22 protein-coding genes are annotated in these 20,300 nt (G+C 59.9%); 10 read left to right on the top strand and 12 right to left on the bottom strand.

The features are described from left to right. Nucleotides 1–45: 45 nt before the first annotated feature. The 4 genes from rlmD to J1G33_RS11555 all read right to left on the bottom strand — a co-directional run bounded on the left by rlmD (nt 46) and on the right by J1G33_RS11555 (nt 4,038). Nucleotides 46–1,398 carry a 23S rRNA (uracil(1939)-C(5))-methyltransferase RlmD gene (gene rlmD / locus J1G33_RS11570; protein WP_194438886.1) on the bottom strand — a complete coding sequence of 451 codons (1,353 nt, stop codon included), beginning with the start codon at nt 1,396–1,398 and terminating at the stop codon, nt 46–48. Continuing rightward, nucleotides 1,398–2,300, bottom strand: coding sequence for a cysteine synthase CysM (gene cysM, locus J1G33_RS11565; protein WP_003193080.1), 903 nt, complete (start codon nt 2,298–2,300; stop codon nt 1,398–1,400). Before cysM ends, rlmD begins: the two co-directional genes overlap by 1 nt. 231 nt (nt 2,301–2,531) lie before the next feature. After that, on the bottom strand, nt 2,532–3,137 hold the full coding sequence (locus J1G33_RS11560; RefSeq protein ID WP_032880007.1) for a DTW domain-containing protein: 606 nt from the start codon (nt 3,135–3,137) through the stop codon (nt 2,532–2,534). Between the two features lie 7 nt (nt 3,138–3,144). Further along, a complete protein-coding gene (locus J1G33_RS11555) occupies nt 3,145–4,038 on the bottom strand; it encodes a LysR family transcriptional regulator (protein ID WP_005790200.1) in 894 nt (297 codons plus the stop codon). A 149-nt stretch (nt 4,039–4,187) separates the two neighbouring features. Here J1G33_RS11555 and speB point away from each other — a divergent pair, with 149 nt between their 5' ends. Next, nucleotides 4,188–5,138: an agmatinase gene (gene speB, locus J1G33_RS11550; RefSeq protein WP_223018124.1), complete on the top strand. Its 951-nt coding sequence runs from the start codon at nt 4,188–4,190 to the stop codon at nt 5,136–5,138. A gap of 131 nt (nt 5,139–5,269) precedes the next feature. Then, on the top strand, nt 5,270–6,652 hold the full coding sequence (locus J1G33_RS11545) for a sodium:solute symporter (RefSeq protein ID WP_223018123.1): 1,383 nt from the start codon (nt 5,270–5,272) through the stop codon (nt 6,650–6,652). A 189-nt stretch (nt 6,653–6,841) separates the two neighbouring features. Here J1G33_RS11545 and J1G33_RS27860 read toward each other — a convergent pair whose 3' ends face one another. Both J1G33_RS27860 and J1G33_RS11540 read right to left on the bottom strand, forming a co-directional pair. After that, nucleotides 6,842–6,964, bottom strand: coding sequence for a PA1414 family protein (locus tag J1G33_RS27860; protein WP_003193089.1), 123 nt, complete (start codon nt 6,962–6,964; stop codon nt 6,842–6,844). A gap of 142 nt (nt 6,965–7,106) precedes the next feature. Beyond that, nucleotides 7,107–8,000 (bottom strand): LysR family transcriptional regulator, encoded by an 894-nt coding sequence (locus tag J1G33_RS11540; protein ID WP_223018122.1) that lies wholly within the window; start codon nt 7,998–8,000, stop codon nt 7,107–7,109. Nucleotides 8,001–8,104: 104 nt separating this feature from the next. On the opposite strand from J1G33_RS11540, the gene J1G33_RS11535 reads away from it, so the two are divergent. After that, nucleotides 8,105–9,283, top strand: coding sequence for an MFS transporter (locus J1G33_RS11535; RefSeq protein WP_148852754.1), 1,179 nt, complete (start codon nt 8,105–8,107; stop codon nt 9,281–9,283). On the opposite strand, the gene J1G33_RS11530 is transcribed toward J1G33_RS11535, so the two are convergent. Together J1G33_RS11530 and J1G33_RS11525 are read right to left on the bottom strand one after the other, a co-directional pair. Beyond that, nucleotides 9,227–9,625: a DUF2177 family protein gene (locus J1G33_RS11530; RefSeq protein WP_223018121.1), complete on the bottom strand. Its 399-nt coding sequence runs from the start codon at nt 9,623–9,625 to the stop codon at nt 9,227–9,229. The two genes, J1G33_RS11535 and J1G33_RS11530, sit on opposite strands and share 57 nt — an antisense overlap. Nucleotides 9,626–9,737: 112 nt before the next feature. After that, complete coding sequence (locus tag J1G33_RS11525) at nt 9,738–10,574, bottom strand: S1-like domain-containing RNA-binding protein (protein WP_019820451.1); 837 nt, start codon at nt 10,572–10,574, stop codon at nt 9,738–9,740. 322 nt (nt 10,575–10,896) lie between these two features. Here J1G33_RS11525 and J1G33_RS11520 point away from each other — a divergent pair, with 322 nt between their 5' ends. From J1G33_RS11520 to J1G33_RS11510, 3 genes are all read left to right on the top strand, one after another. Then, the gene (locus tag J1G33_RS11520; protein ID WP_003193095.1) at nt 10,897–11,076 is read left to right on the top strand and encodes a hypothetical protein; all 180 of its coding nucleotides are present in this window, start codon (nt 10,897–10,899) and stop codon (nt 11,074–11,076) included. 213 nt (nt 11,077–11,289) lie between these two features. Beyond that, nucleotides 11,290–12,012, top strand: coding sequence for a TorF family putative porin (locus J1G33_RS11515; protein ID WP_223018120.1), 723 nt, complete (start codon nt 11,290–11,292; stop codon nt 12,010–12,012). 66 nt (nt 12,013–12,078) lie between these two features. Then, nucleotides 12,079–12,948 (top strand): DUF6279 family lipoprotein, encoded by an 870-nt coding sequence (locus tag J1G33_RS11510; RefSeq protein ID WP_103733657.1) that lies wholly within the window; start codon nt 12,079–12,081, stop codon nt 12,946–12,948. Nucleotides 12,949–12,987: 39 nt separating this feature from the next. Here the strand turns inward: J1G33_RS11510 and J1G33_RS11505 are convergent, their stop codons facing one another. After that, complete coding sequence (locus J1G33_RS11505; protein ID WP_148852759.1) at nt 12,988–13,389, bottom strand: transcriptional regulator; 402 nt, start codon at nt 13,387–13,389, stop codon at nt 12,988–12,990. Between the two features lie 154 nt (nt 13,390–13,543). On the opposite strand from J1G33_RS11505, the gene J1G33_RS11500 reads away from it, so the two are divergent. Beyond that, nucleotides 13,544–13,819: a hypothetical protein gene (locus J1G33_RS11500; RefSeq protein ID WP_032879994.1), complete on the top strand. Its 276-nt coding sequence runs from the start codon at nt 13,544–13,546 to the stop codon at nt 13,817–13,819. Between the two features lie 47 nt (nt 13,820–13,866). Here J1G33_RS11500 and J1G33_RS11495 read toward each other — a convergent pair whose 3' ends face one another. After that, nucleotides 13,867–15,213 carry a DEAD/DEAH box helicase gene (locus J1G33_RS11495; protein WP_005790219.1) on the bottom strand — a complete coding sequence of 449 codons (1,347 nt, stop codon included), beginning with the start codon at nt 15,211–15,213 and terminating at the stop codon, nt 13,867–13,869. Nucleotides 15,214–15,405: 192 nt separating this feature from the next. Between J1G33_RS11495 and J1G33_RS11490 the strand changes: the two genes are divergently transcribed. Further along, nucleotides 15,406–16,695 carry a mechanosensitive ion channel family protein gene (locus J1G33_RS11490; protein WP_223018119.1) on the top strand — a complete coding sequence of 430 codons (1,290 nt, stop codon included), beginning with the start codon at nt 15,406–15,408 and terminating at the stop codon, nt 16,693–16,695. Nucleotides 16,696–16,711: 16 nt separating this feature from the next. Here the strand turns inward: J1G33_RS11490 and J1G33_RS11485 are convergent, their stop codons facing one another. Beyond that, on the bottom strand, nt 16,712–17,278 hold the full coding sequence (locus J1G33_RS11485; RefSeq protein WP_032879991.1) for a TetR/AcrR family transcriptional regulator: 567 nt from the start codon (nt 17,276–17,278) through the stop codon (nt 16,712–16,714). Nucleotides 17,279–17,405: 127 nt separating this feature from the next. Between J1G33_RS11485 and J1G33_RS11480 the strand changes: the two genes are divergently transcribed. Both J1G33_RS11480 and J1G33_RS11475 read left to right on the top strand, forming a co-directional pair. Next, nucleotides 17,406–18,194: an SDR family oxidoreductase gene (locus J1G33_RS11480; RefSeq protein WP_223018118.1), complete on the top strand. Its 789-nt coding sequence runs from the start codon at nt 17,406–17,408 to the stop codon at nt 18,192–18,194. Between the two features lie 63 nt (nt 18,195–18,257). After that, nucleotides 18,258–19,280, top strand: coding sequence for an NADP-dependent oxidoreductase (locus J1G33_RS11475; protein WP_223018117.1), 1,023 nt, complete (start codon nt 18,258–18,260; stop codon nt 19,278–19,280). Here J1G33_RS11475 and J1G33_RS11470 read toward each other — a convergent pair. Continuing rightward, nucleotides 19,243–20,106, bottom strand: coding sequence for a carboxylate/amino acid/amine transporter (locus J1G33_RS11470; protein ID WP_122732152.1), 864 nt, complete (start codon nt 20,104–20,106; stop codon nt 19,243–19,245). The two genes, J1G33_RS11475 and J1G33_RS11470, sit on opposite strands and share 38 nt — an antisense overlap. Nucleotides 20,107–20,300: the final 194 nt, after the last annotated feature.

Below are 20,300 nucleotides of genomic sequence, written 5' to 3'. Positions count from 1 at the left end.
ACCAAGGCCTTGGAGAACGCAGGCCAGTCGGATTAAACGGGCATCCTAGCCCGCTTCAAATAACGCCATGGCCTCGACATGCGCAGTCTGCGGAAACATGTCGAGAATCCCGGCACGCTTTAGCCGGTAGCCTTGCTTGACCAACTCAACCGTGTCCCGCGCCAGCGTAGCTGGGTTACAGGACACATACACCAGGCGCTTGGCTCCAAGGGTGGCGAGCTTGCGCACAACCTCTTGGGCACCATCGCGGGGTGGGTCCAAGAGTACCGCAGAAAAGCCCTGTTTGGCCCATGGCGCGTCAGTCAAAGGCTGAGACAGGTCGGCCTGAAAGAACTGCACGTTAGGCAAATGGTTGCTCGCGGCATTGAGTGCCGCACGGTCCACCATGGTCTGCACACCCTCTACCGCCACCACTTCGCGCACCTGGCGCGCCAGCGGCAAGGCGAAGTTGCCAAGGCCGCAAAACAGGTCCAACACCCGTTCGTCGGCTTGTGGCGCCAGCCACTCCAATGCCTGGGCAACCATCGCCTGATTGACCCCGGCGTTGACCTGCACAAAATCTCCCGGCCGATAAGCCAGTTCCAGATTCCAGGCATCCAGGCGAAACCCCAGGGCCTGGTCGGGCTCGACAGGTTCCGGCTGGCCCTCGCCATGCAGCCACAATTGGGCCTCATGGAAGGTACAGAATTCTTTAAGGATCAGCAGGTCTGCTTCGGACAGCGGTGCCATATGCCGCAGCAAAACGGCGATGGACGAACCACTGAACAGCTCCACATGCCCCAGCGCCTGCGGTTTGCTCAGGCGACGCAGCATATTCGGCAAGCGCTGCATGATCGGTTGCAAGGCTTGTACCAGCACCGGGCAATCGTCGATAGCGACGATGTCCTGACTGGCCACGGCGCGAAAACCCACTTCGAGTTTCTTCGCCTTGGCGTCCCAACGTACGGCCACACGGGCGCGACGCCGGTAACCGAACTCCGGCCCGCTCAACGGCGGCGCCCACTCTTGCGGTTCGACACCTGCCACCCGCGACAACTGCTCGGCGAGCATGCGCTGTTTCAGGGCAAGTTGCTGGTCATGGGGCAGATGCTGCACGCTGCAACCGCCGCAGCGGCCAACGTGGGCGCAGGGTGCCGGGCGCCGTAGCTCACTGGCCTTGAACACCCGCTCGGTGCGGGCCTCAACCACTTTGCCGTGGGCGCCCAACACCCGCGCTTCGACTTCTTCGCCGGCCAGCGCACCATTCACAAACCAGGTGCGGCCTTCAAAGAACACAATGCCACGGCCATCATTGGCCAGGCGCTCGATGGTCAGGCGCTGTTTCTTGCCCACCGGGATCTGCGGGGCCCGGCTGCCGCCTGTCGGCTGGAAGCGCAGGCCTCTCTCGTGCTTGGCCATCAGTTGGGTTCGTCGAAGATGCCGGTCGACAGGTAGCGGTCGCCTCGGTCACAGATGATCGCGACGATCACCGCGTTTTCCACTTCTTTGGACAAGCGCAACATACCGGCCACAGCGCCGCCGGAGGACACGCCGCAGAAGATGCCTTCTTCACGGGCCAGACGGCGCGTAGTGTCTTCGGCTTCGCGCTGGGCCATGTCGATGATGCGGTCTACTCGCGTCGCGTTGTAGATCTTCGGCAAGTACTCTTCGGGCCAGCGGCGGATACCGGGGATGGCCGCGCCTTCCATCGGTTGCAGACCGACGATCTGGATCGCAGGGTTCTGCTCCTTCAGGTAGCGCGAGTTGCCCATGATGGTGCCGGTGGTGCCCATGGAACTGACGAAATGGGTAATGGTGCCCTGGGTCTGGCGCCAGATTTCCGGGCCGGTGCTGGTGTAGTGCGCCTCGGGATTGTCACCGTTGGCGAACTGGTCCAGCACCACGCCACGGCCTTCGGCGGCCATACGCTCGGCGAGGTCACGGGCGCCTTCCATGCCTTCTTCCTGGGTGACCAGGATCAGCTGGGCACCGTAAGCGGTCATCGCCGCCTTGCGCTCGGCACTGCCGTTGTCGGGCATGATCAGCACCATCTTGTAGCCTTTGATCGCGGCGGCCATGGCCAGGGCGATCCCGGTGTTACCCGAGGTGGCTTCAATCAGGGTGTCGCCTGGCTTGATCTGCCCGCGCAACTCGGCGCGGGCGATCATCGACAGCGCCGGGCGGTCCTTGACGGAGCCGGCCGGGTTGTTGCCTTCGAGTTTGAGCAACAGGGTATTGCTGGTTTCACCCGCCATGCGTTGCAAGCGGACCAGGGGCGTGTTGCCGACGCAATCGGCGATTGTGGGGTACTGCAAGGTCATGGCGTATTCGCAATCCAGACTGCGGGGGCGGATATCATACCGGGAAAGGCCGGCGGGCCATATCACGCAAAGTGCGGTGCTTATGGCTTAAAGGCATAAGCCATTAAAGTGTTGACTGTGAGGGCTCCATCGGGGGCAAGCCCCCTCCCACATCGGACCGCATTTTTATGCAGGAACGCGATCGACTGTGGGAGGGGGCTTGCTCCCGATGGGCGCGCCTCGTCAAACCTGCTAATCCTTCTGCCCTTCACCATGATTTCTCTGGAATACCTCATCCCCCATCGCAGCAATCTGCCCTTCGATCAGCGCTTCAAAGGGTTTGAGCAGCGGCTCGAACGATAGTGGAGCTTCCAATACCTGCAACGCTTGCGTGATTGCTTCAACCGTCGACAAGGCACCAGGCCCCGGCGCCTTGCGCAAGCGATAGCGGGAAACGCCGCCTAGGGCCAATGTCACCCGGGGCAACGCCGCCAGCAAAGGGTTGAGGTGCAACAGCTTGCGCGCCTTGCGCCAGGTGCCATCGGGAACCACCAATAACAATGGCTGATCGTCAGGTGCATAAGCGCGCAGCGGCTCGGCGTCATCCGCCGGAAACAACAGCCGCGCCCGATAACCAGGCGGGTTTAATAACGTCGCCAGATCATCAAACACCTCCCCCACCACCAACTGCGCATTATTCAAGCCCAACGCCGCCAACCTCGCGGTATTGAGCGCATGGCCGACCTCGCTCGGGTGCTGCAACAGCAACACGCGAGTGCGGCTGTCGAGGGTCGGGATCAGTGCACAGAGGCAATGAGTGGTCGGCCGCAAGCATTGCGGGCATTGGGGTCTGGACATTGTTTTTTCAGGCCTGGTTAAGCTGGGTCTTGAGCAAGTCGCGGAAGGTCTGGATCAGCGGTTCACGGCTACGACCACGGCGCATGATCATCGAGAACGGCGCCTGGTAGCCGAAGGTCGCCGGCAGTAACACGCGCAGGTCACCCTTGTCGGCCCAGGCCTGGGCGTAGTGTTCGGGCAGGTAACCGATGTAGGCGCCGGACAATACCAGGATCAACTGCGCTTCCATACTTTCCACGGTCGCGGCGCTGTGTTTGAAGCCGTGGCGCGCCAGTTCGGCCTGGCTCCAGTAGCCGCGGCCGACCATACGTTGCTGAGTGATGACCTGTTCGGGAATACGCCGCTCGCTGAACAGCGGGTGCCGGTTGCTGCAATACAGCCAGTGCTGTTCGCGGTACAGCGGCATATAGATCAGCCCGCTCATACGGTTGGAGAACGCACCGATTGCCAGGTCCAGGCGGTTGTCCTGTACGCCCAGTTGCAGTTCGTAGGGGCTCATCACCGACAGGTTCAGGTGAACCGCCGGATGTTCCAGGCTGTAGGCGCCAATCACTTCGGCGAATGGCAGGGCCTTGTCGCTGACGGTGGAATCAAGCACGCCCAGCTTGAGCGTGCCGCGCAACTCGCCTTTGAGCGCGGCGGCGTATTGCTCGAAGCCCTCGAGCTCGCCCAACAGGCGCAGGGTTTCCTGATGAAACAGCTCGCCTTTGCTGGTCAGGCTGAAGCCGCCACGTCCTCGATGGCACAGCACCAGGCCCAGCGCGGATTCGAGTTGGCTCATATACGTGCTGATGGCCGACGTCGACAGGTTGAGTTCGTGCTGGGCATTGGCGAACCCCTGGTGGCGCACGACGCTGACGAAGATGCGCAGGAGTTTCAGGTCGGGCAAGGCGTTGGCCATGGTCGGTTCCGGACAGGGATGCATGCAGTCTACCTCCCTGCATTAGTTTAGAAAAATCTGAACTAAGTATTTGCCCCTGCCGATTCTTCCTGCCCCGGGCTTTTCGCAGAATCGGCCATCAATAAACAAAACAACGATGAGGCAATCCCGTGGACAAGATTTTCCACCAACCACTGGGCGGCAACGAAATGCCGCGCTTCGCCGGCATCGCCACCATGATGCGCCTTCCCCACCTGCAAACGGCCAAGGGTCTGGACGCTGCCTTTATCGGCGTGCCCCTGGATATCGGCACCTCGCTGCGCGCCGGCACACGCTTCGGGCCTCGGGAAATCCGCGCCGAGTCGGTGATGATCCGCCCCTACAACATGGCCACCGGGGCGGCACCGTTCGACTCACTGTCAGTGGCCGACATCGGCGACGTGGCGATCAACACCTTCAACCTGCTCGACGCCGTGCGCATCATCGAAGAGGCCTACGATGAAATCCTCGAGCACGACGTGATCCCCCTGACCCTGGGCGGCGACCACACCATCACCCTGCCGATCCTGCGGGCGATCCACAAGAAACACGGCAAGGTCGGGCTGGTGCACATCGATGCCCATGCCGACGTCAACGACCATATGTTCGGCGAAAAAATCGCCCACGGCACCACCTTCCGCCGCGCCGTGGAAGAAGGGTTGCTCGATTGCGACCGCGTGGTGCAGATCGGCCTGCGTGCCCAGGGCTACACCGCCGAAGACTTCAACTGGAGCCGCAAGCAAGGCTTTCGCGTGGTCCAGGCCGAAGAATGCTGGCACCACTCCCTGGCCCCGTTGATGACCCAAGTGCGGGAGAAAGTCGGCGGCGGCCCGGTGTACCTCAGCTTCGATATCGACGGCATCGATCCCGCCTGGGCACCCGGCACCGGCACCCCGGAAATCGGCGGGCTGACCACCATCCAGGCGATCGAGATCATCCGTGGCTGCCAGGGCCTGGACCTGATTGGTTGTGATCTGGTGGAAGTTTCGCCGCCCTATGACACCACCGGCAACACCTCGCTGCTGGGCGCCAACTTGCTGTACGAGATGCTCTGCGTATTGCCTGGCGTCGCGCATCGCTGATGCCTTCACGATAACAATCAAGGGGATCGCGCAGATCCCCGTCCAACGATATACCTGACCTTCGCTCGCGTGTTGACCGAGCCGGCTGCCGCTTGATCGCCCATAAAAAAGATAATCGGAGAATCACCGTCATGGCTTTGGATTTATTCGTCGTACTCATCTACGCCGCCGGTATGCTCGTGCTTGGCTACTACGGTATGCGCCGCGCCAAAACCCACGAAGACTATCTGGTGGCGGGCCGTAACCTCGGCCCATCGCTGTACATGGGCACCATGGCCGCCACGGTATTGGGCGGCGCCTCCACCGTCGGCACCGTGCGCTTGGGTTATGTGCACGGCATTTCAGGTTTCTGGCTGTGCGCCGCGCTGGGCGCCGGGATCATTGCGCTGAACCTGTTCCTGGCCAAGCCGCTGCTGAAGCTGAAAATCTTCACCGTGACCCAGGTCCTGGAAAAACGCTACAACCCCATGGCGCGCCAGGCCAGCGCTGTGATCATGCTGGCCTATGCACTGATGATCGGCGTGACCTCGATCCTGGCAATCGGCACCGTATTGCAAGTGCTGTTCGACTTGCCGTTCTGGATGTCGGTGCTGGTAGGCGGCGGTGTGGTGGTGGTGTATTCAACCATCGGTGGCATGTGGTCGCTGACCCTGACCGATATCGTGCAATTTGTGATCAAGACCGTCGGCCTGATGTTCATCCTGCTGCCGATCTGCCTGTACCGCGTCGGCGGTTGGGACGAATTGGTGGCCAAGCTGCCGGCGTCGAACTTCAGCTTTACCGCGATCGGTTGGGACACGATCATCACTTACTTCATGATCTACTTCTTCGGCATCCTGATCGGCCAGGATATCTGGCAGCGAGTATTCACCGCCCGTGATGAAAAGGTCGCCCAGTACGCGGGCACTTTCGCCGGTTTCTACTGCATTCTCTACGGCCTGGCCTGCGCCCTGATTGGCATGGCGGCTCACGTGCTGATCCCGGACCTGGATAATGTCAACAATGCCTTTGCCGCCATCGTCAAAGCCTCGTTACCGGACGGTATTCGTGGCCTGGTGATTGCGGCTGCCCTGGCGGCGATGATGTCCACCGCCAGCGCCGGCCTGCTCGCTGCGTCCACCGTGTTGACCGAAGACCTGCTGCCACGGCTGCGCGGTGGCAAGCAATCGAGCCTGGGCATCAACCGCTTGTTCACCCTGATGACCGGTGTTGCCGTATTGGGCATCGCACTGGTGGTGAATGACGTGATCAGCGCGCTGACCCTGGCCTATAACCTGTTGGTGGGCGGTATGTTGGTACCTCTGATTGGCGCGATATTCTGGAAGCGAGCCACCACCTCGGGCGCGATCACGTCCATGGCGCTGGGTTTCGTAACCGCGCTGGTGTTTATGTTCAAGGATGGGTTGGATGCAAACACACCGATTTACTGCAGCCTGGCGGTAGCCCTGGTGAGTTTTGTGCTAGTGAGTGTGTTGTCGCGCAAACCAGATACCGTGGCGGCTCGGGCGGTGTGAGCTATTAGGACAGTTTCTTCAGCGGGTGCGACGTCGGTGTTCGCGCCCGTTTTTTTTGCCCTGCACAAAATAATTGTGGGAGCGGGCTTGCTCGCGAAGGCGGTGTGTCATTCAACCATTTACTGGTTGATGCACCGTATTCGCGAGCAAGCCCGCTCCCACATTTTGCATATTCTTCGGGCCTGATACTCAGCGGCGACGGGGCCGACGCTGCTCATCATCCGTACGGATCGGCACCGGTTGCAGCGGTGGCTCGATCAAGCCCAGCGCAACGCCAAGATCGTGGAGCCAGTTCTGGATTTTCTCTTTCATGGTTGCCCCCTTTGAGGGTAGTGCTGGTCGGCGTGAGTTTTGTCGCCGTTTCCTACAGAGATAGTAGCCCTAAGTCCTGGGTAATGCTTGAACGAAACCACAACTAACTATTACTGGATTGATCCAAATCCTGACGGATCGCTCAAGCAATGGCGCGCGTATCTGCCAGGCTTGCCGGGCTGCCCTCGTGCTGCAGGTCGATCCATGCATTGAGGTTAGCGCCGAGCATACCCTTTCGCCACATCAGCCAGGTGGTCGCAGTGGCAAAAGGCCCGGTCAGCGGATGAACGGACACGCTGTCCTTGCCTGGCAGGCTGTCGAGCATCGATTGCGACATCAACGCCACCCCCGAACCGGCGATCACACACGCAAGCATCCCTTGATAGGACTCGATCTCGATAGCCCGCCCCATGGCCACATGCTCGTGGGAAAACCAGGTTTCCAGGCGCGTGCGATAGGCGCAACTGCGTCGGAACGTGAACACCGATCGCCCGGCAACGTCCCGGGGCCCGCGCACCGGTGGGTGATCGGCTTCGCAAATCAATACCAGGCGCTCTTCGCACAGCGGTACGCCATCCAGGGTCGCGATGGTCAGCGGACCGTCCACGAACGCTGCGTCCAGCCGCCCGGTAATCAAACCTTCCAGCAACTCCCCGCTGGGCGCCGACTGCACTTGCAGGTTCACCATGGGGTAAGTCCTGTGATAGCGCGCCAGCAGCTTGGGCAAATGCACCGCGGCGGTGCTGTACATGCTGCCCAGCACAAAATCACCGGCCGGTTGCCCGCCTTGTACGGCGCCGTGGGCTTCGTCATGCAGCGCCAGCAGCCGGGTGCTGTAGTCCAGCAGCACTTTACCCGCAGGAGAAAGCTGCAACCGCTGGCGCTCACGCACAAACAGCTCGACTCCCAGTTGCTCCTCCATCTGCTTGAGGCGGGTCGACAAGTTCGATGGCACGCGGTGCAAACGTTCAGCGGCGCGGGTGATGGAGCCCTCTTCCGCCACGGCCTGGAAAATCCGCAATTGACTGAACTCCATACCTTTCTCCAAAACTGAACAAGTTACTCACTATTATTCAATTTTACAGAAAGTCAATCCGCCTTAGCCTACAAGTCATTCGCTTTCCTGTAGGAAACCTAAGCATGTCACCGCAGATTCGTTTACTCGCCAGCTTTATCGCCCTGATGATGGCCATGGGCATTGGCCGCTTCGCCCTGACCCCGCAAATGCCGCATTTACTCAGCGAAGGTCAGGTCGACCTGGCGGATGCCGGGCTGATCGCGGCCGCCAATTACTTGGGCTACTTTGTGGGCGCGGTGGATTCGATCTTTGCTCGCAGCCATCATCATGTACGCGGCCGCCTTTATGGCGGGTTGTGGCTCTGCGTCCTGCTGACGCTGGCGTCGTACTGGGCCCATGGGTTCTGGCCGCACTTGCTGTTGCGCTTCGGAACCGGCGTGGCCAGCGCCTGGGCTCTGGTGATGATTACCAGCCTGAGCCAGCCGCTGGCGATCGCCGCCGGCCGGCCGCGTCTGGGTGCGCTGGTATTTGCCGGGCCGGGACTTGGGATTGCGCTGACGGGGCTGCTGGCGCTGGGCTCGAACTTGCTGGGGCAAGGCTCCGCCATGCTGTGGCTGGTCTACGGCATCGTTGCCCTGGTGATGCTGCTGGCGATCCTGCCCTTTTTACCCAAGCCAACCCTCACGGCGCCTGCTGAAACCCGTGCAAGCAACAACGGCAGCATCGCGCATCTGTGCTGGATCTATTTCCTGTTCGGCCTGGGCTACATCATCCCCGCGACCTTTCTGTCGCAGATGGCCAACGCACAGTTCAACGGAGCCTGGCAGGCCGATCTGTTCTGGCCCTGCTTCGGCCTGGCTGCCGCTGTAGGTGTGGTGGTGGCAAGTCTGCGCCGCAAGAGCCCGGACACCACGCGCCGATGGCTGATGGTGACCTTGTGGCTGCAAGCGGCCGGGGTCTTCGCCTGCCTGCTCGGTAACAGTTGGGGCCTTGCGCTGGGCGTGTTGTTGTGCGGCGCGCCCTTCCTGGCCTGCATGCAACTGGTAATGGCGCGCCTGCGCGAGGTTGCACCCAACGGCTACCAACGCAGCACAGGGCTACTGACCGCCAGCTTTGCCATCGGCCAACTGAGCGGTCCGCTACTGGCCTCGATGAGCAGTCACCTCAGTGGTGGTCTGCACCCGGCGTTGATCGTCGCCGGTGCCGGGTTGTTGGTGGCAGGCTCGGTCTTGATCAACCGCCAACTACCGATGCACACGCCGTGCACACAGGTGGCCGACGGTGCAGCACAGGGCGGTTAAACAGGTGCCCCACGCCATGTCCATCACCGCGAGCCCGGCGGACCAGCCCTGAAGCGTGGCCCAATTGCTCAAATCATAAGTGCCATAGGCCACCAGGCCCAGCAGTGCGCCCAACCGCGCAGCACGTTGCCAATTGGCACTGGGCAAGACCACGAACACCACACAACCGAGGACATACAGCAGATAGAACAACACCGCAGGCAACAGGCGCGGCTGATCAAGCATCAGCGGGCCGAGCAGGGATTTGTAGGTGGGGCCCATCAGCACGCCGAGCCAGAGGCCGTCGAGGACCAGGAAGGCGAGCAAGGTGCCGAGGTAGGCGAAGAGCGGTCTCTTGGACATGACACGAGCCTTTGTAGGAGCGAGCTTGCTCGCGAAAAACGTACATCCGACGCCACACTGCGCGTGGAATATTTTCGCGAGCAAGCTCGCTCCTACAAAGAGCCAGGCGCGATCAGCTTAGTTCAATGCGGTCGGCGTGAATCACGATCTGGCCTTGCTTGTAGAGCGCACCAATGGCCTTTTTAAAGTTGCCTTTGCTGACGCCGAACAAGTTGCTGATCACCGCCGGATCGCTTTTGTCGCTGACCGGCAGGGTGCCGTTGTTGTCACGCAACTTGGCGAGGATCTTGGAGTTGAGGCTGGAGGCCGCTTCCTGGCCGACCGGTTGCAGGCTCAGGCTGATGTTGCCATCGGCGCGAATCTCCTTGATGAAGCCTTTTTCTTCCTTGCCCGGGCGCAGGAACTTGAACACTTCGTTCTTGTGGATCAGGCCCCAGTGCTTGTTGTTGATGATTGCCTTGAAACCCATGTCCGTGGCTTCAGCCACCAACAGATCGACTTCCTGGCCCACCTGGTAGTTGGCTGGCGTCTTGTCCAGGTAACGGTCAAGACGTGCGGTGGCGGTGATGCGCTTGGTGTGCTTGTCGAGGTAGACGTGCACCACGCAATATTCACCCGCCGTCAGCTGGCGCTTTTCTTCCGAATACGGCAGCAGCAGATCCTTTGGCAGGCCCCAGTCGAGGAACACCCCGATACTGTTGACTTCCACAACTTTCAAACTGGCAAATTCGCCGACTTGAACTTTGGGTTTTTCAGTGGTGGCGATAAGTTTGTCATCGCTGTCCAAGTAAATGAAAACATTGAGCCAGTCTTCATCTTCACTGGGAATATCTTTAGGGATATACCGATTAGGCAAGAGGATTTCCCCATCTTGCGCACCATCGAGGTACAAACCAAAGTTAGTGTGCTTGACCACTTGCAAGCTGTTGTAGCGCCCGACTAAAGCCATTTCCAATACCCTCATTGCGTGGGCGGCATTCTACCCGAGTTGGGCCCTGCACGCGCGCGCGCCTGAAAAATCGCGGGCTGGCATGGCGTTCTATTGGCATCGCCCCGCTCGTCTGATCAATCGGTTGAATTTTTCCGGGCCGCCAACCTCGCACACGCCCATGGTTTCGAGCTAAAACAGTAAGTTAGCGGCTTATTTCATCATTAAACCTGGGCTCTTTCCCAGCCTGGCCTATATTCTCAGGGGATATTTGCCAAGCAATTGTCAAGTATTTCCTGTACGATGCCTGGCCAAGTTAATTCTCTACAGGTTAGTGGCCGCCATGCGTGTAAAAGCATCCAACAGCAAAGCAAAGCCAGCTCCCGCCGTTGAAACCAGCGAATCGATCAACAGCCAGATTGCTGCTTTCCTCAAGTCCGGCGGCGAAATCCAGCAAATTGCCAAGGGCGTGAGCGGCCAGACTTTCGGCCCGTCCAAGCAGATCAGCCTGGGCAAGAAGTAATCGTCCTACCTGCGCACTGCATCTGGTCCCTAAGCGTCTTGCCTTCAAGGCGCTAGGACTAGAGTTGGAAACACCCTCGTACACCCTTCAATACCAAGCTAATCGACGAACGGGCCTCAATGCCTGGCATTCGCCGGTATCCTTGCACACGTCTAGCACGGGCATCTGCTCGAACCCATCCGTTACTGCTCCTCGCTTTTCATGGAGTGAAGCATGCTTAAACGCTGTATTTTCCTGGTCAGCATTCTGATCGCCAGCCCTTTGGCCGAAGCGCAGATTTTTCAGCGTGAACTGGGCGACTTCGACCTGAAATTGGGCACTACCCCCAGCCGTAGCATGGCCCAGGGCCTGATCAAGCCCACCTCCCCTGGCAGTGACTCGTTCCACGGAGGCCTGGACCTTACCCACGACAGCGGCCTGTATTTCGGCCAGTTTTCACCGAATATGGGCCTGTCGTCGGCCAACAATCTCGAAGTTGACTCCTACCTGGGTTTCAAACGCCCTTTCGACCAGACCCTGGGCTATGAAGTGGGCTTGATTCACTACAGCTACCCCAAGGTCAGCCCCCTCGACAGCCAGGAGTTCTACGGCGGCCTGAACCTGTTGGGCAACCGCTTCGGCGTGTCCTTCAGCAACGACCCCGACCGCCAGGACAGCACCCTGTTCGCCGACCTCGGCGGCACCCAGCCCTTCGGTATCGGCGTCAGCATGAAATACACCACCCATCAATTGGGCACACCGGTGTCGGTGGAAAACGGCGTCATCAGCAGTTTCAGCGACTGGTCGGTGCAATTTTCCCGGGCCTGGAAAGGCATCGACCTGGATCTGATCTACAGCGACTCCAGCCTCAGCGGCGGTGACTGCTCGGCCTACTCCGGACACAACTCGCAATGCGACGGCCTGTTGACCTTGAAGGCCGTCCGGCCGTTTTATTGATGGGCTGAACTGTCGCACCCCGCGCAGGTTCACATGCATTAATCCCATCCGTGCAAGGACTCGCCCATGTTGCGCCGGCTCAAACTCCTGGTGGTACTGCTGACCCTGAGCCTGGTGCTCGCCGGCTGCAATCGCGTGGGCCTGGCCTACCGTAATCTCGACGTGATCATCCCCTGGACCCTCAACGACTACCTGGACATGAATGCCGGGCAGAAGAGCTGGTTCAACGACACCCTCAAGGAACACCTGGCCTGGCATTGCACCACGCAATTACCGGGCTACCTGGACTGGCTGGACCACCTGCAGCAGATGGTCGACAGCCAGCAAATCACTGACGCCGCGCTGCAAACCCGAACCGTGGAAGCCAAGCAGGCGATTGCCGAGATCGCGCGGGAGATCACCCCGTCCGCCGTGCAGTTGCTGCAGGGTCTGGATGATCAACAGGTCAAGGACATGAGCGACGCCCTGGCCAAAGACCTGCGCAAACGCCAGGATGAATACCTCAAACCGCCGCTGGCCCAGCAGATCAAGGAACGCGCCCAGCGCATGAGCAAGCGCCTGGATGCCTGGATCGGCCCGCTAAGCGCCAGCCAGCAAAACCGTGTAACGGCGTGGTCCAACGCTTTGGGCGAACAGAACCAGGCGTGGATCGGCAACCGCGCCCATTGGCAGGCGCAGTTTATCGAGGCCGTTGAACACCGCCACGACGCCGACTTCCCGCAGAAAATGCAACGTTTGCTGGTGGACAGGGAGAGCCTATGGACGCCTGAATACCGCGCTGCCTATGCCCAGACCGAAGCGGCGGCGCGCAGTCTGATCGTGGACCTGATGGCTGAGAGCACCGAGCAACAACGTCAGAAGCTGAGGCAAAAAATCGACGGCGTACGAGGCGATTTCAAAGCGCTTAAATGCCTCAAAGCCGGCGCAAATCAATAGGGAGGGGAGCAGGGCTCCCACCCACATTGGATTCAGGGGTTAGATAGCGCCACCGGCAATCGCAGCTTTGGAAGAGACTTGATCGAAGGTCGCCTCCTCCAGCGCGTCCTCCTGCTCGTTCATCACTTGACGGGGGTGCTCATGGCCAGGAATCGAACTGTCGATCAACGCCAACAGGCTTGCACCGCGCGCGGTCAAGATGAAGTTTTCACCATTGCCGCCTTCCTCTTCGGGGCGCGACTCAATAAACCCGCGCTTGAACAACAACGCCTCGTAGTCCGCAGCGGTTTTTTTCAGCGCGTCCAGGTTCCCGGTGTCCTCGCCAGCCGTAGCCTTATCAGCGGCTTCCTGCTCGGCGTATTTACGCGGGGCGAAGCTGCCCTCGCCGTTCTGCACTTCGTGCAGCAGACGTTCGATCAGATCCCAGTTGTAAGTCGTCATCCTGATTCCTCCTGCAGGCCGATGGAAAATTAGCCCGTCATAGGTAGTGACACGTGGGGGCACTGGCCGTTCACCCGGATAGACGGGCGTCATTTCTCTGAACTTTCCAGACGTTCGCCACCTCAACTGCCTATACCGCCAAGGAGGTCCGACCATGAAAACCCTGATGAACCTGGCGATTGCCGCCACATTGTTAAGCGCCCTGCCCGCCTGGGCTTGCACGCCTGAAGAGGCCACGGCCAAACGCGAAGAACTGGCCAAGCAAGTGACCCAGCTAACGGAGCAGAATCCCCAGAAAGCCAAGGAGATGAATGCTCAGTTGCAGAAAATGGACCTGGACACCGAAAGCGCCGAGTTTCCCGACAAATGCCAACTGATCGACGCCCGGCTCAAAGAACTGAAAGAAGCCGCCTCCAAAGCCAAAAACTGATGGCGAAAAAAAACCGGACATTGTCCGGTTTTTTTCTGCCTGGCTGCTTATTCGGCAGCCGGTGCTTCTGGCTTGCGGCGCTTGAGCGGCGCCATGCCATCCTTGCTGACGAGCGACAGGTTGTCGGTCTTCGGCCGGTTGGCGATCTTGCGCTTGGTCGGCGATTTGGCGCCGGTTTTCTTTTTGTCGCCCTTGGCGTCAGTCTTTTTCTTCTTCACGCCAACGGCCTTGCCCGACGCCTTGACCTTCTTCGGCCCGGTGTAAGTGCCTTTGACTTCCTTGATGGTACGGCGCTCGAACGACTGCTTGAGGTAGCGTTCAATGCTCGACATCAGGTTCCAGTCGCCGTGGCAGATCAGCGAGATGGCCAGGCCATCGTTGCCGGCACGCCCGGTACGGCCGATACGGTGCACGTATTCGTCGCCGCTGCGGGGCATGTCGAAGTTGATCACCAGATCCAGGCCATCAACGTCCAGGCCACGCGCAGCGACGTCGGTGGCTACCAGGATCTTCACGCCGCCAGCCTTGAGGCGGTCGATGGCCAGCTTGCGGTCCTTCTGGTCTTTCTCGCCGTGCAGCACGAACGCCTTGTATTCCTGCGCGACCAGACGCCCGTAGATACGGTCGGCGGCGGCACGGGTGTTGGTGAACACGATGGCCTTCTGGTAGGTCTCGTTGGCCAGCAACCAGTTGAGGATCTGTTCTTTGTGCACGTTATGGTCAGCGGTCACGATCTGCTGACGCGTGGTGGCGTTCAGGTCACTGACGTTGTTGACCTGCAAGTGCTCAGGGTTGTTCAGCACCTTGGCAACCATGTCGCGCAGGGTTGAACCGCCGGTGGTGGCGGAGAACAACATGGTCTGCTGGCGATTGACGCATTCAGCAACCAGGCGCTGCACGTCATCGGCAAAGCCCATGTCGAGCATACGGTCGGCTTCGTCGAGCACCAGTACTTCGACTTCCTTGAGGTCGAGGTTGCCGGCGTTGAGTTGCTCGATCATGCGCCCCGGGGTACCGATCAGGATGTCCGGCACCTTGCGCAGCATGGCAGCCTGGACCTTGAAGTCTTCGCCGCCGGTAATGATGCCGGACTTGATGAAGGTGAATTGCGAGAAGCGCTCGACTTCCTTGAGGGTCTGCTGGGCCAGCTCACGGGTCGGCAGCAGGATCAGGGTCTTGATGCTGACGCGGACCTTGGCCGGGCCAATCAGACGATTCAGAACCGGCAAGACGAAAGCGGCGGTCTTGCCGCTGCCGGTTTGAGCCGTCACCCGCAGGTCACGCCCTTGGAGCGCGAGCGGGATGGCCGCTGCTTGCACAGGCGTAGGCTCGACAAATTTAAGCTCGGCCACGGCTTTGAGCAGGCGTTCGTGCAGGGCGAATTGGGAAAACACGGGTGCTACCTCGAAGAAATACAAAATATCAGCGCCATAGGTTACCGGTTTCGGGCGGCCAAACCGAGTTTCTTTACGCGAACAGGGCTAATCAGCTGCTTTTTTGTGAGCGATTTTGTCCAGAGCGTCAACTTTGTTGCACTTAAATGCTCTAATCGCCCCGTGTTGTCTTACAGAAGAATCGGTTCACTCATGGATATCAAACAGCTCTGGCTCAACGTCCAAGACCTTTGGGGCGCCCTCGATGAACACCCGGTCCTGCATTCCAGCCTCGGCTTGCTGGTGCTGCTGGTGGTGGCATTGCTGGTTGGACGGGTAGCGCGTTACCTCATCCTGCACGCAGTCAAATTGCTTGGCCGGCAACCGGCCCTGCACTGGCTGAACGATCTGCGACATAACAAAGTCTTCCATCGGCTGGCGCAAATGACGCCGTCCCTGGTGATCCAGTTCGGCCTGTACCTGGTACCTGACCTGAGCAAGACCGCCATTCTGTTTATCGGCAATGTGGCCCTGGCGATCACCATTCTGTTTATGGTGCTGGCCATGAGTGCCCTGCTCAATGCGCTGCTGGATATCTACGCACGCACCGAACACGCACGCACCCGCTCGATCAAGGGTTATGTGCAGTTGGCAAAAATGGTGTTGTTCGTGTTTGGCGCAATCATCATCGTCGCCACCCTGATCGACCGTTCGCCGCTGCTGCTGTCGGGCCTGGGTGCGATGTCGGCGGTGATTCTGTTGGTGTACAAGGACACGCTGCTGTCGTTCGTCGCCAGTGTGCAATTGACCAGCAACGACATGCTGCGGGTCGGCGACTGGATCGAAATGCCCCAGGTCGGCGCCGACGGCGATGTGGTGGACATCACCCTGCATACGGTCAAGGTGCAGAATTTCGACAAGACCATCGTTTCCATCCCGACCTGGCGCTTGATGTCCGAGTCGTTCAAAAACTGGCGCGGTATGCAGGCCTCCGGCGGGCGACGCATCAAGCGCAGCCTGTACATCGATGCCAGCGGCGTGCGCTTTTTGCGCGATGACGAAGAAGTGCGCATGACCCAGGTGCACCTGCTCACCGGCTACATCGGTCGCAAACAGGCCGAACTCAAGGCCTGGAACGAGGCCCAGGGCCACAGCGCGCAACTGTCGGCCAACCGCCGGCGCATGACCAACCTCGGCACGTTCCGCGCCTATGCCCTGGCGTATCTGCAAAGCCACCCGGACATCCAGCCGAACATGACCTGCATGGTGCGCCAGATGCAAACCACCGCCCAAGGCGTGCCGCTGGAGATCTACTGCTTTACCCGCACCACCGCGTGGGCGGATTACGAGCGGATCCAGGGGGATATTTTCGATTATCTACTGGCAGTGTTGCCGGAGTTCGGGCTGAGCCTGTATCAGCAGCCAAGCGGTAATGACCTGCGCGCCGGCGTACTGCCGGCGTTGGCCGGGGCCGCGCAACTACCCGCCATCGAAACGGCGTGAAGTGATCCGAACGGGATTACGGCAGTGATGCCGTAATCTCCCGGCGGCAAACCTCAAGCACTTCATCAGCCAAAGCGGAATCATCCGGGCACGCCCGCGATAACAAGATTGCGCCAATGGCATGGGCCATCCTGTTGAGCATTTTCGCGCGCACGTCTTGCTGTGGCTCGTCCTGCGTCGTGTTGTACTTTGCCTCCAGGGCTTGCAGCGTGTTTTCCAGCCCGTTGGCGAAAGTCTCCTTAAGCGTGTCCGATTGACGCGCAGCGTCTGCACACAACGCCGCCAACGTGCACCCGCCGCCGCGATGATCGCGGTGCTGCCGGGACAGGTAAACCTCGAAAAACTCCCCCGCCTCCATCTCCACGCTGCTGGCGAGCGACTGCGCCAGGCCATTGGCGGCCGCTTCTGCCATCAAATCCGCCTTGGAGCCGAAGTGCTTGTAGAAGCCGCCCTGGGTAAAACCAGCGGCAGCCATCAATTCGGCCACACCCACCCCATCGAAACCACGTTCACGAAACAGCGCGGAAGCCGTCGCGACGATATGCGCTCGATTGTTCTGTGATTGCGTCTTGGTGATCTTCATTTCTATGCGCTCCTGCTGCCCTGCGATAGAGGGATCTTACTATGATGTCGATCATAATCAAAACCGTTGACAGCTTTGATTATGATCGACATCATAAAACCTCCCTGCACTCACTGAGCATCACACCATGAGCACTTCCAAGACCGTTCTCATCACTGGCGCCTCGACGGGCATTGGTGCCGCCTACGCCGAACGTTTTGCCCAGCGTGGTCACGACCTGGTTCTGGTCGCCCGCGATACCAAGCGCCTGGAAGCGCTCGCTGCACGTCTGCGTGAAGAGCACGCCATCACTGTTGATATCCTCCCCGCTGACCTGACCCAGATCGCTGACCTGGCAGCGGTCGAAGCACGTCTGCGCGAAGATTCCAGCATCGGCACGCTGGTCAACAACGCCGGCGCCGCACAGTCCGGCAGCTTCATCGAACAGTCCACCGACAGTGTCGCTCAGTTGGTCGCGCTCAACACCACCGCGCTGGTACGGCTTGCCAGCGCCATTGCCCCACGCCTGGCGGCAGCCGGCAACGGCGCTATCATCAACATTGGCTCGGTGGTGGGCCTGGCGCCGGAGTTCGGCATGACCGTATATGGCGCGACCAAGGCATTCGTACTGTTCCTGTCCCAGGGCATGAGCCTGGAGTTGGGCGCCAAAGGTGTCTATGTGCAAGCCGTGCTACCGGCCGCTACGCGTACCGAGATCTGGGACCGGGCGGGCATTGACATCAACACTCTCACAGATGTGATGGAGGTAGGTGACCTGGTCGATGCGGCGCTGGTCGGTTTCGACCGTCGTGAGCCCGTGACCATCCCGCCCTTGCAGGACGGCGCACGCTGGGATGCCTTGCAGGCAGCCCGACAAGGCTTGCTGTCGCAGATCAAGCAGTCCGACGTTGCCGAGCGGTACCTGACCCAAGCCTGATCAACCGGTTGCAGGCGCGCTCTATGCGCCTGCCCTTCCTCTCGAAGCGATGAGCGTTGAACCATGAAGGCATTTTCCATCGAACGTTACGGCAAACAGACCGGTCGCATCACCGAAGCGCCAACACCAGTGGTGGGTGAGCATGACGTGCTGGTTCAAGTACATGCCAGCAGCGTCAACGTTCTGGATGCAAAAATCGCCAAGGGCGAATTCAAACTGATTCTGCCGTATGCATTGCCGTTGATACTGGGCAATGACCTGGCTGGCGTGGTACTCAGCGTCGGGGCCGCGGTGCGACGCTTCAAGCCGGGTGACGAAGTGTATGGCCGCCCTCCACAGCAGCGTATCGGCACGTTCGCCGAGCTGATTGCAGTACGCGAGGACGCACTGGCACGCAAACCTGCAAACATCACGATGGAGCAGGCCGCCTCCCTGCCTCTGGTCGCATTGACGGCATGGCAAGTACTGGTTGAAACAGCGAGGCTGAAAAAAGGCCAGAAGATCTTCATTCATGCCGGTTCCGGCGGAGTCGGCAGTATCGCCATCCAGCTTGCCAAGCATTTGGGCGCATTTGTCGCAACGACGACCAGCACCGCCAATGTCGAGTGGGTCAAGGCACTGGGTGCCGATGTAGTGATCGACTACAAGCAGCAAAACTTCGAAACCCTGCTCAATGATTATGACGTCGTCTTGAACAGTCTCGGTCCGGACGCACTGGCAAAGTCACTCGACATTCTCAAACCGGGCGGTCAACTCATCTCCATCTCCGGGCCACCGACGCAGGCGTTTGCTCGAGAGCAGCAGCTGTCGTGGCTATTGGGCCTGGTCATGGGTGTGTTGAGCAGCGGTATACGCCGCAAAGCGCGCAAACAAGGCGTGCGTTATGACTTCCTCTTCATGCGCGCCAACGGCGCCCAATTGGATGAACTGACCGCGCTGGTGGAAGCCGGCATTATCAAGCCGGTGATCGACCGCACCTTCCCTTTCGAGTCCACAGCCCAAGCCCTGAGCTATGTCGAACAAGGCCGCGCCAAAGGCAAAGTGGTGATCACGATGACGCCGCCTGGCGCGCGCCGAGCCGACTGATCCACACCGCGCCCAGAATCACCAGGCCGCCCAGGGCCAGACGGCCCAGCGGCTCATGCTGATTCCAGATCAGCAAGTTCAACAGCAGCCCCACCGGTACATGCAGGTTGTTCATCACCGCCAGGGTACCGCCATTGACCAGACAGGCGCCCTTGTTCCACCAGTACATGCCCAGCGCGGTGCTGACCAAACCAAGGAACACCAGCACGCCCCATTGCAGCGGCGCTTGCGGTAAGAAGTCAGCCTTGCCGAACAGCAGGAACGCCGGCAACACCACCAGCAAGGCGCCCAGGTAGAAATAACCGAAACGCCGGAAGTGCGGTTGGTCACTGGGATAACGCGCCACCAGATGCTTGTACATGACTTGCCCGGCGGCGTAGGTGAAGTTGGCCAATTGCAGCAGCAAGAATCCCATCAGGAAGTGCGGGGTGATCTGATCGAAACGAATCACCGCCGCACCGCCCACCGCCACCAGGGCCGCGACCAGTGCCCAAGGATTGAAGCGCCGATTAAGCGCGTCCTCGATCAGGGTCACATGCAGCGGTGTGAGGATGGTGAACAGCAGCACTTCCGGCACCGTCAGCACGCGAAAGCTCAAGTACAGGCATACGTAGGTCACGCCGAACTGCAATGCACCGATCACCAACATGCCGCGCATGAACGCAGGCTCCACCGAGCGCCAGCGCGTCAGCGGGATAAAGATCAGCCCGGCCAGCACCACGCGCACCAGCACTGCGAAGTAGCTGTCGACGTGACCGGCGAGGTATTCGCCGATCAAGCTGAAGGAAAATGCCTGAATCAGGGTGACAACCAGTAAATAGCCCATGCGCGCCTCGTTTCGAATGGGCGCGACATTAAAGCTTTTCCAGCCTTGAAGAAACTCAAGGCAAAAAAAACCCGACCTCGCTAAAGCGGCAGTCGGGCAGGAGCACTCAGGAGCAACAAGTGCAAAGGGAGGTTCGATACGCGTACTTGAAGGGTTGGCGTGGCGTTATATAAACAGCTCGCGATTATCTGGCG

Origin of the sequence: Pseudomonas sp. P867 (assembly GCF_019891455.1) — a bacterium.
GTDB classification, from domain to species: Bacteria; Pseudomonadota; Gammaproteobacteria; order Pseudomonadales; family Pseudomonadaceae; genus Aquipseudomonas; species Aquipseudomonas synxantha_A.
Note: the sequence above shows the minus strand (reverse complement) of the source record. Positions and strands in the feature narration are given on the sequence as shown.

Bases quoted from the DNA above. Each gene is read 5' to 3' on its own strand.
- rlmD (WP_194438886.1), bottom strand. From the start codon at position 1,398: ATGGCCAAGCACGAGAGAGGCCTGCGCTTCCAGCCGACAGGCGGCAGC.
- cysM (WP_003193080.1), bottom strand. From the start codon at position 2,300: ATGACCTTGCAGTACCCCACAATCGCCGATTGCGTCGGCAACACGCCC.
- J1G33_RS11560 (WP_032880007.1), bottom strand. From the start codon at position 3,137: ATGTCCAGACCCCAATGCCCGCAATGCTTGCGGCCGACCACTCATTGC.
- J1G33_RS11555 (WP_005790200.1), bottom strand. From the start codon at position 4,038: ATGGCCAACGCCTTGCCCGACCTGAAACTCCTGCGCATCTTCGTCAGC.
- J1G33_RS11545 (WP_223018123.1), top strand. From the start codon at position 5,270: ATGGCTTTGGATTTATTCGTCGTACTCATCTACGCCGCCGGTATGCTC.
- J1G33_RS27860 (WP_003193089.1), bottom strand. From the start codon at position 6,964: ATGAAAGAGAAAATCCAGAACTGGCTCCACGATCTTGGCGTTGCGCTG.
- J1G33_RS11540 (WP_223018122.1), bottom strand. From the start codon at position 8,000: ATGGAGTTCAGTCAATTGCGGATTTTCCAGGCCGTGGCGGAAGAGGGC.
- J1G33_RS11535 (WP_148852754.1), top strand. From the start codon at position 8,105: ATGTCACCGCAGATTCGTTTACTCGCCAGCTTTATCGCCCTGATGATG.
- J1G33_RS11530 (WP_223018121.1), bottom strand. From the start codon at position 9,625: ATGTCCAAGAGACCGCTCTTCGCCTACCTCGGCACCTTGCTCGCCTTC.
- J1G33_RS11525 (WP_019820451.1), bottom strand. From the start codon at position 10,574: ATGGCTTTAGTCGGGCGCTACAACAGCTTGCAAGTGGTCAAGCACACT.
- J1G33_RS11520 (WP_003193095.1), top strand. From the start codon at position 10,897: ATGCGTGTAAAAGCATCCAACAGCAAAGCAAAGCCAGCTCCCGCCGTT.
- J1G33_RS11515 (WP_223018120.1), top strand. From the start codon at position 11,290: ATGCTTAAACGCTGTATTTTCCTGGTCAGCATTCTGATCGCCAGCCCT.
- J1G33_RS11510 (WP_103733657.1), top strand. From the start codon at position 12,079: ATGTTGCGCCGGCTCAAACTCCTGGTGGTACTGCTGACCCTGAGCCTG.
- J1G33_RS11505 (WP_148852759.1), bottom strand. From the start codon at position 13,389: ATGACGACTTACAACTGGGATCTGATCGAACGTCTGCTGCACGAAGTG.
- J1G33_RS11500 (WP_032879994.1), top strand. From the start codon at position 13,544: ATGAAAACCCTGATGAACCTGGCGATTGCCGCCACATTGTTAAGCGCC.
- J1G33_RS11490 (WP_223018119.1), top strand. From the start codon at position 15,406: ATGGATATCAAACAGCTCTGGCTCAACGTCCAAGACCTTTGGGGCGCC.
- J1G33_RS11485 (WP_032879991.1), bottom strand. From the start codon at position 17,278: ATGAAGATCACCAAGACGCAATCACAGAACAATCGAGCGCATATCGTC.
- J1G33_RS11480 (WP_223018118.1), top strand. From the start codon at position 17,406: ATGAGCACTTCCAAGACCGTTCTCATCACTGGCGCCTCGACGGGCATT.
- J1G33_RS11475 (WP_223018117.1), top strand. From the start codon at position 18,258: ATGAAGGCATTTTCCATCGAACGTTACGGCAAACAGACCGGTCGCATC.
- J1G33_RS11470 (WP_122732152.1), bottom strand. From the start codon at position 20,106: ATGGGCTATTTACTGGTTGTCACCCTGATTCAGGCATTTTCCTTCAGC.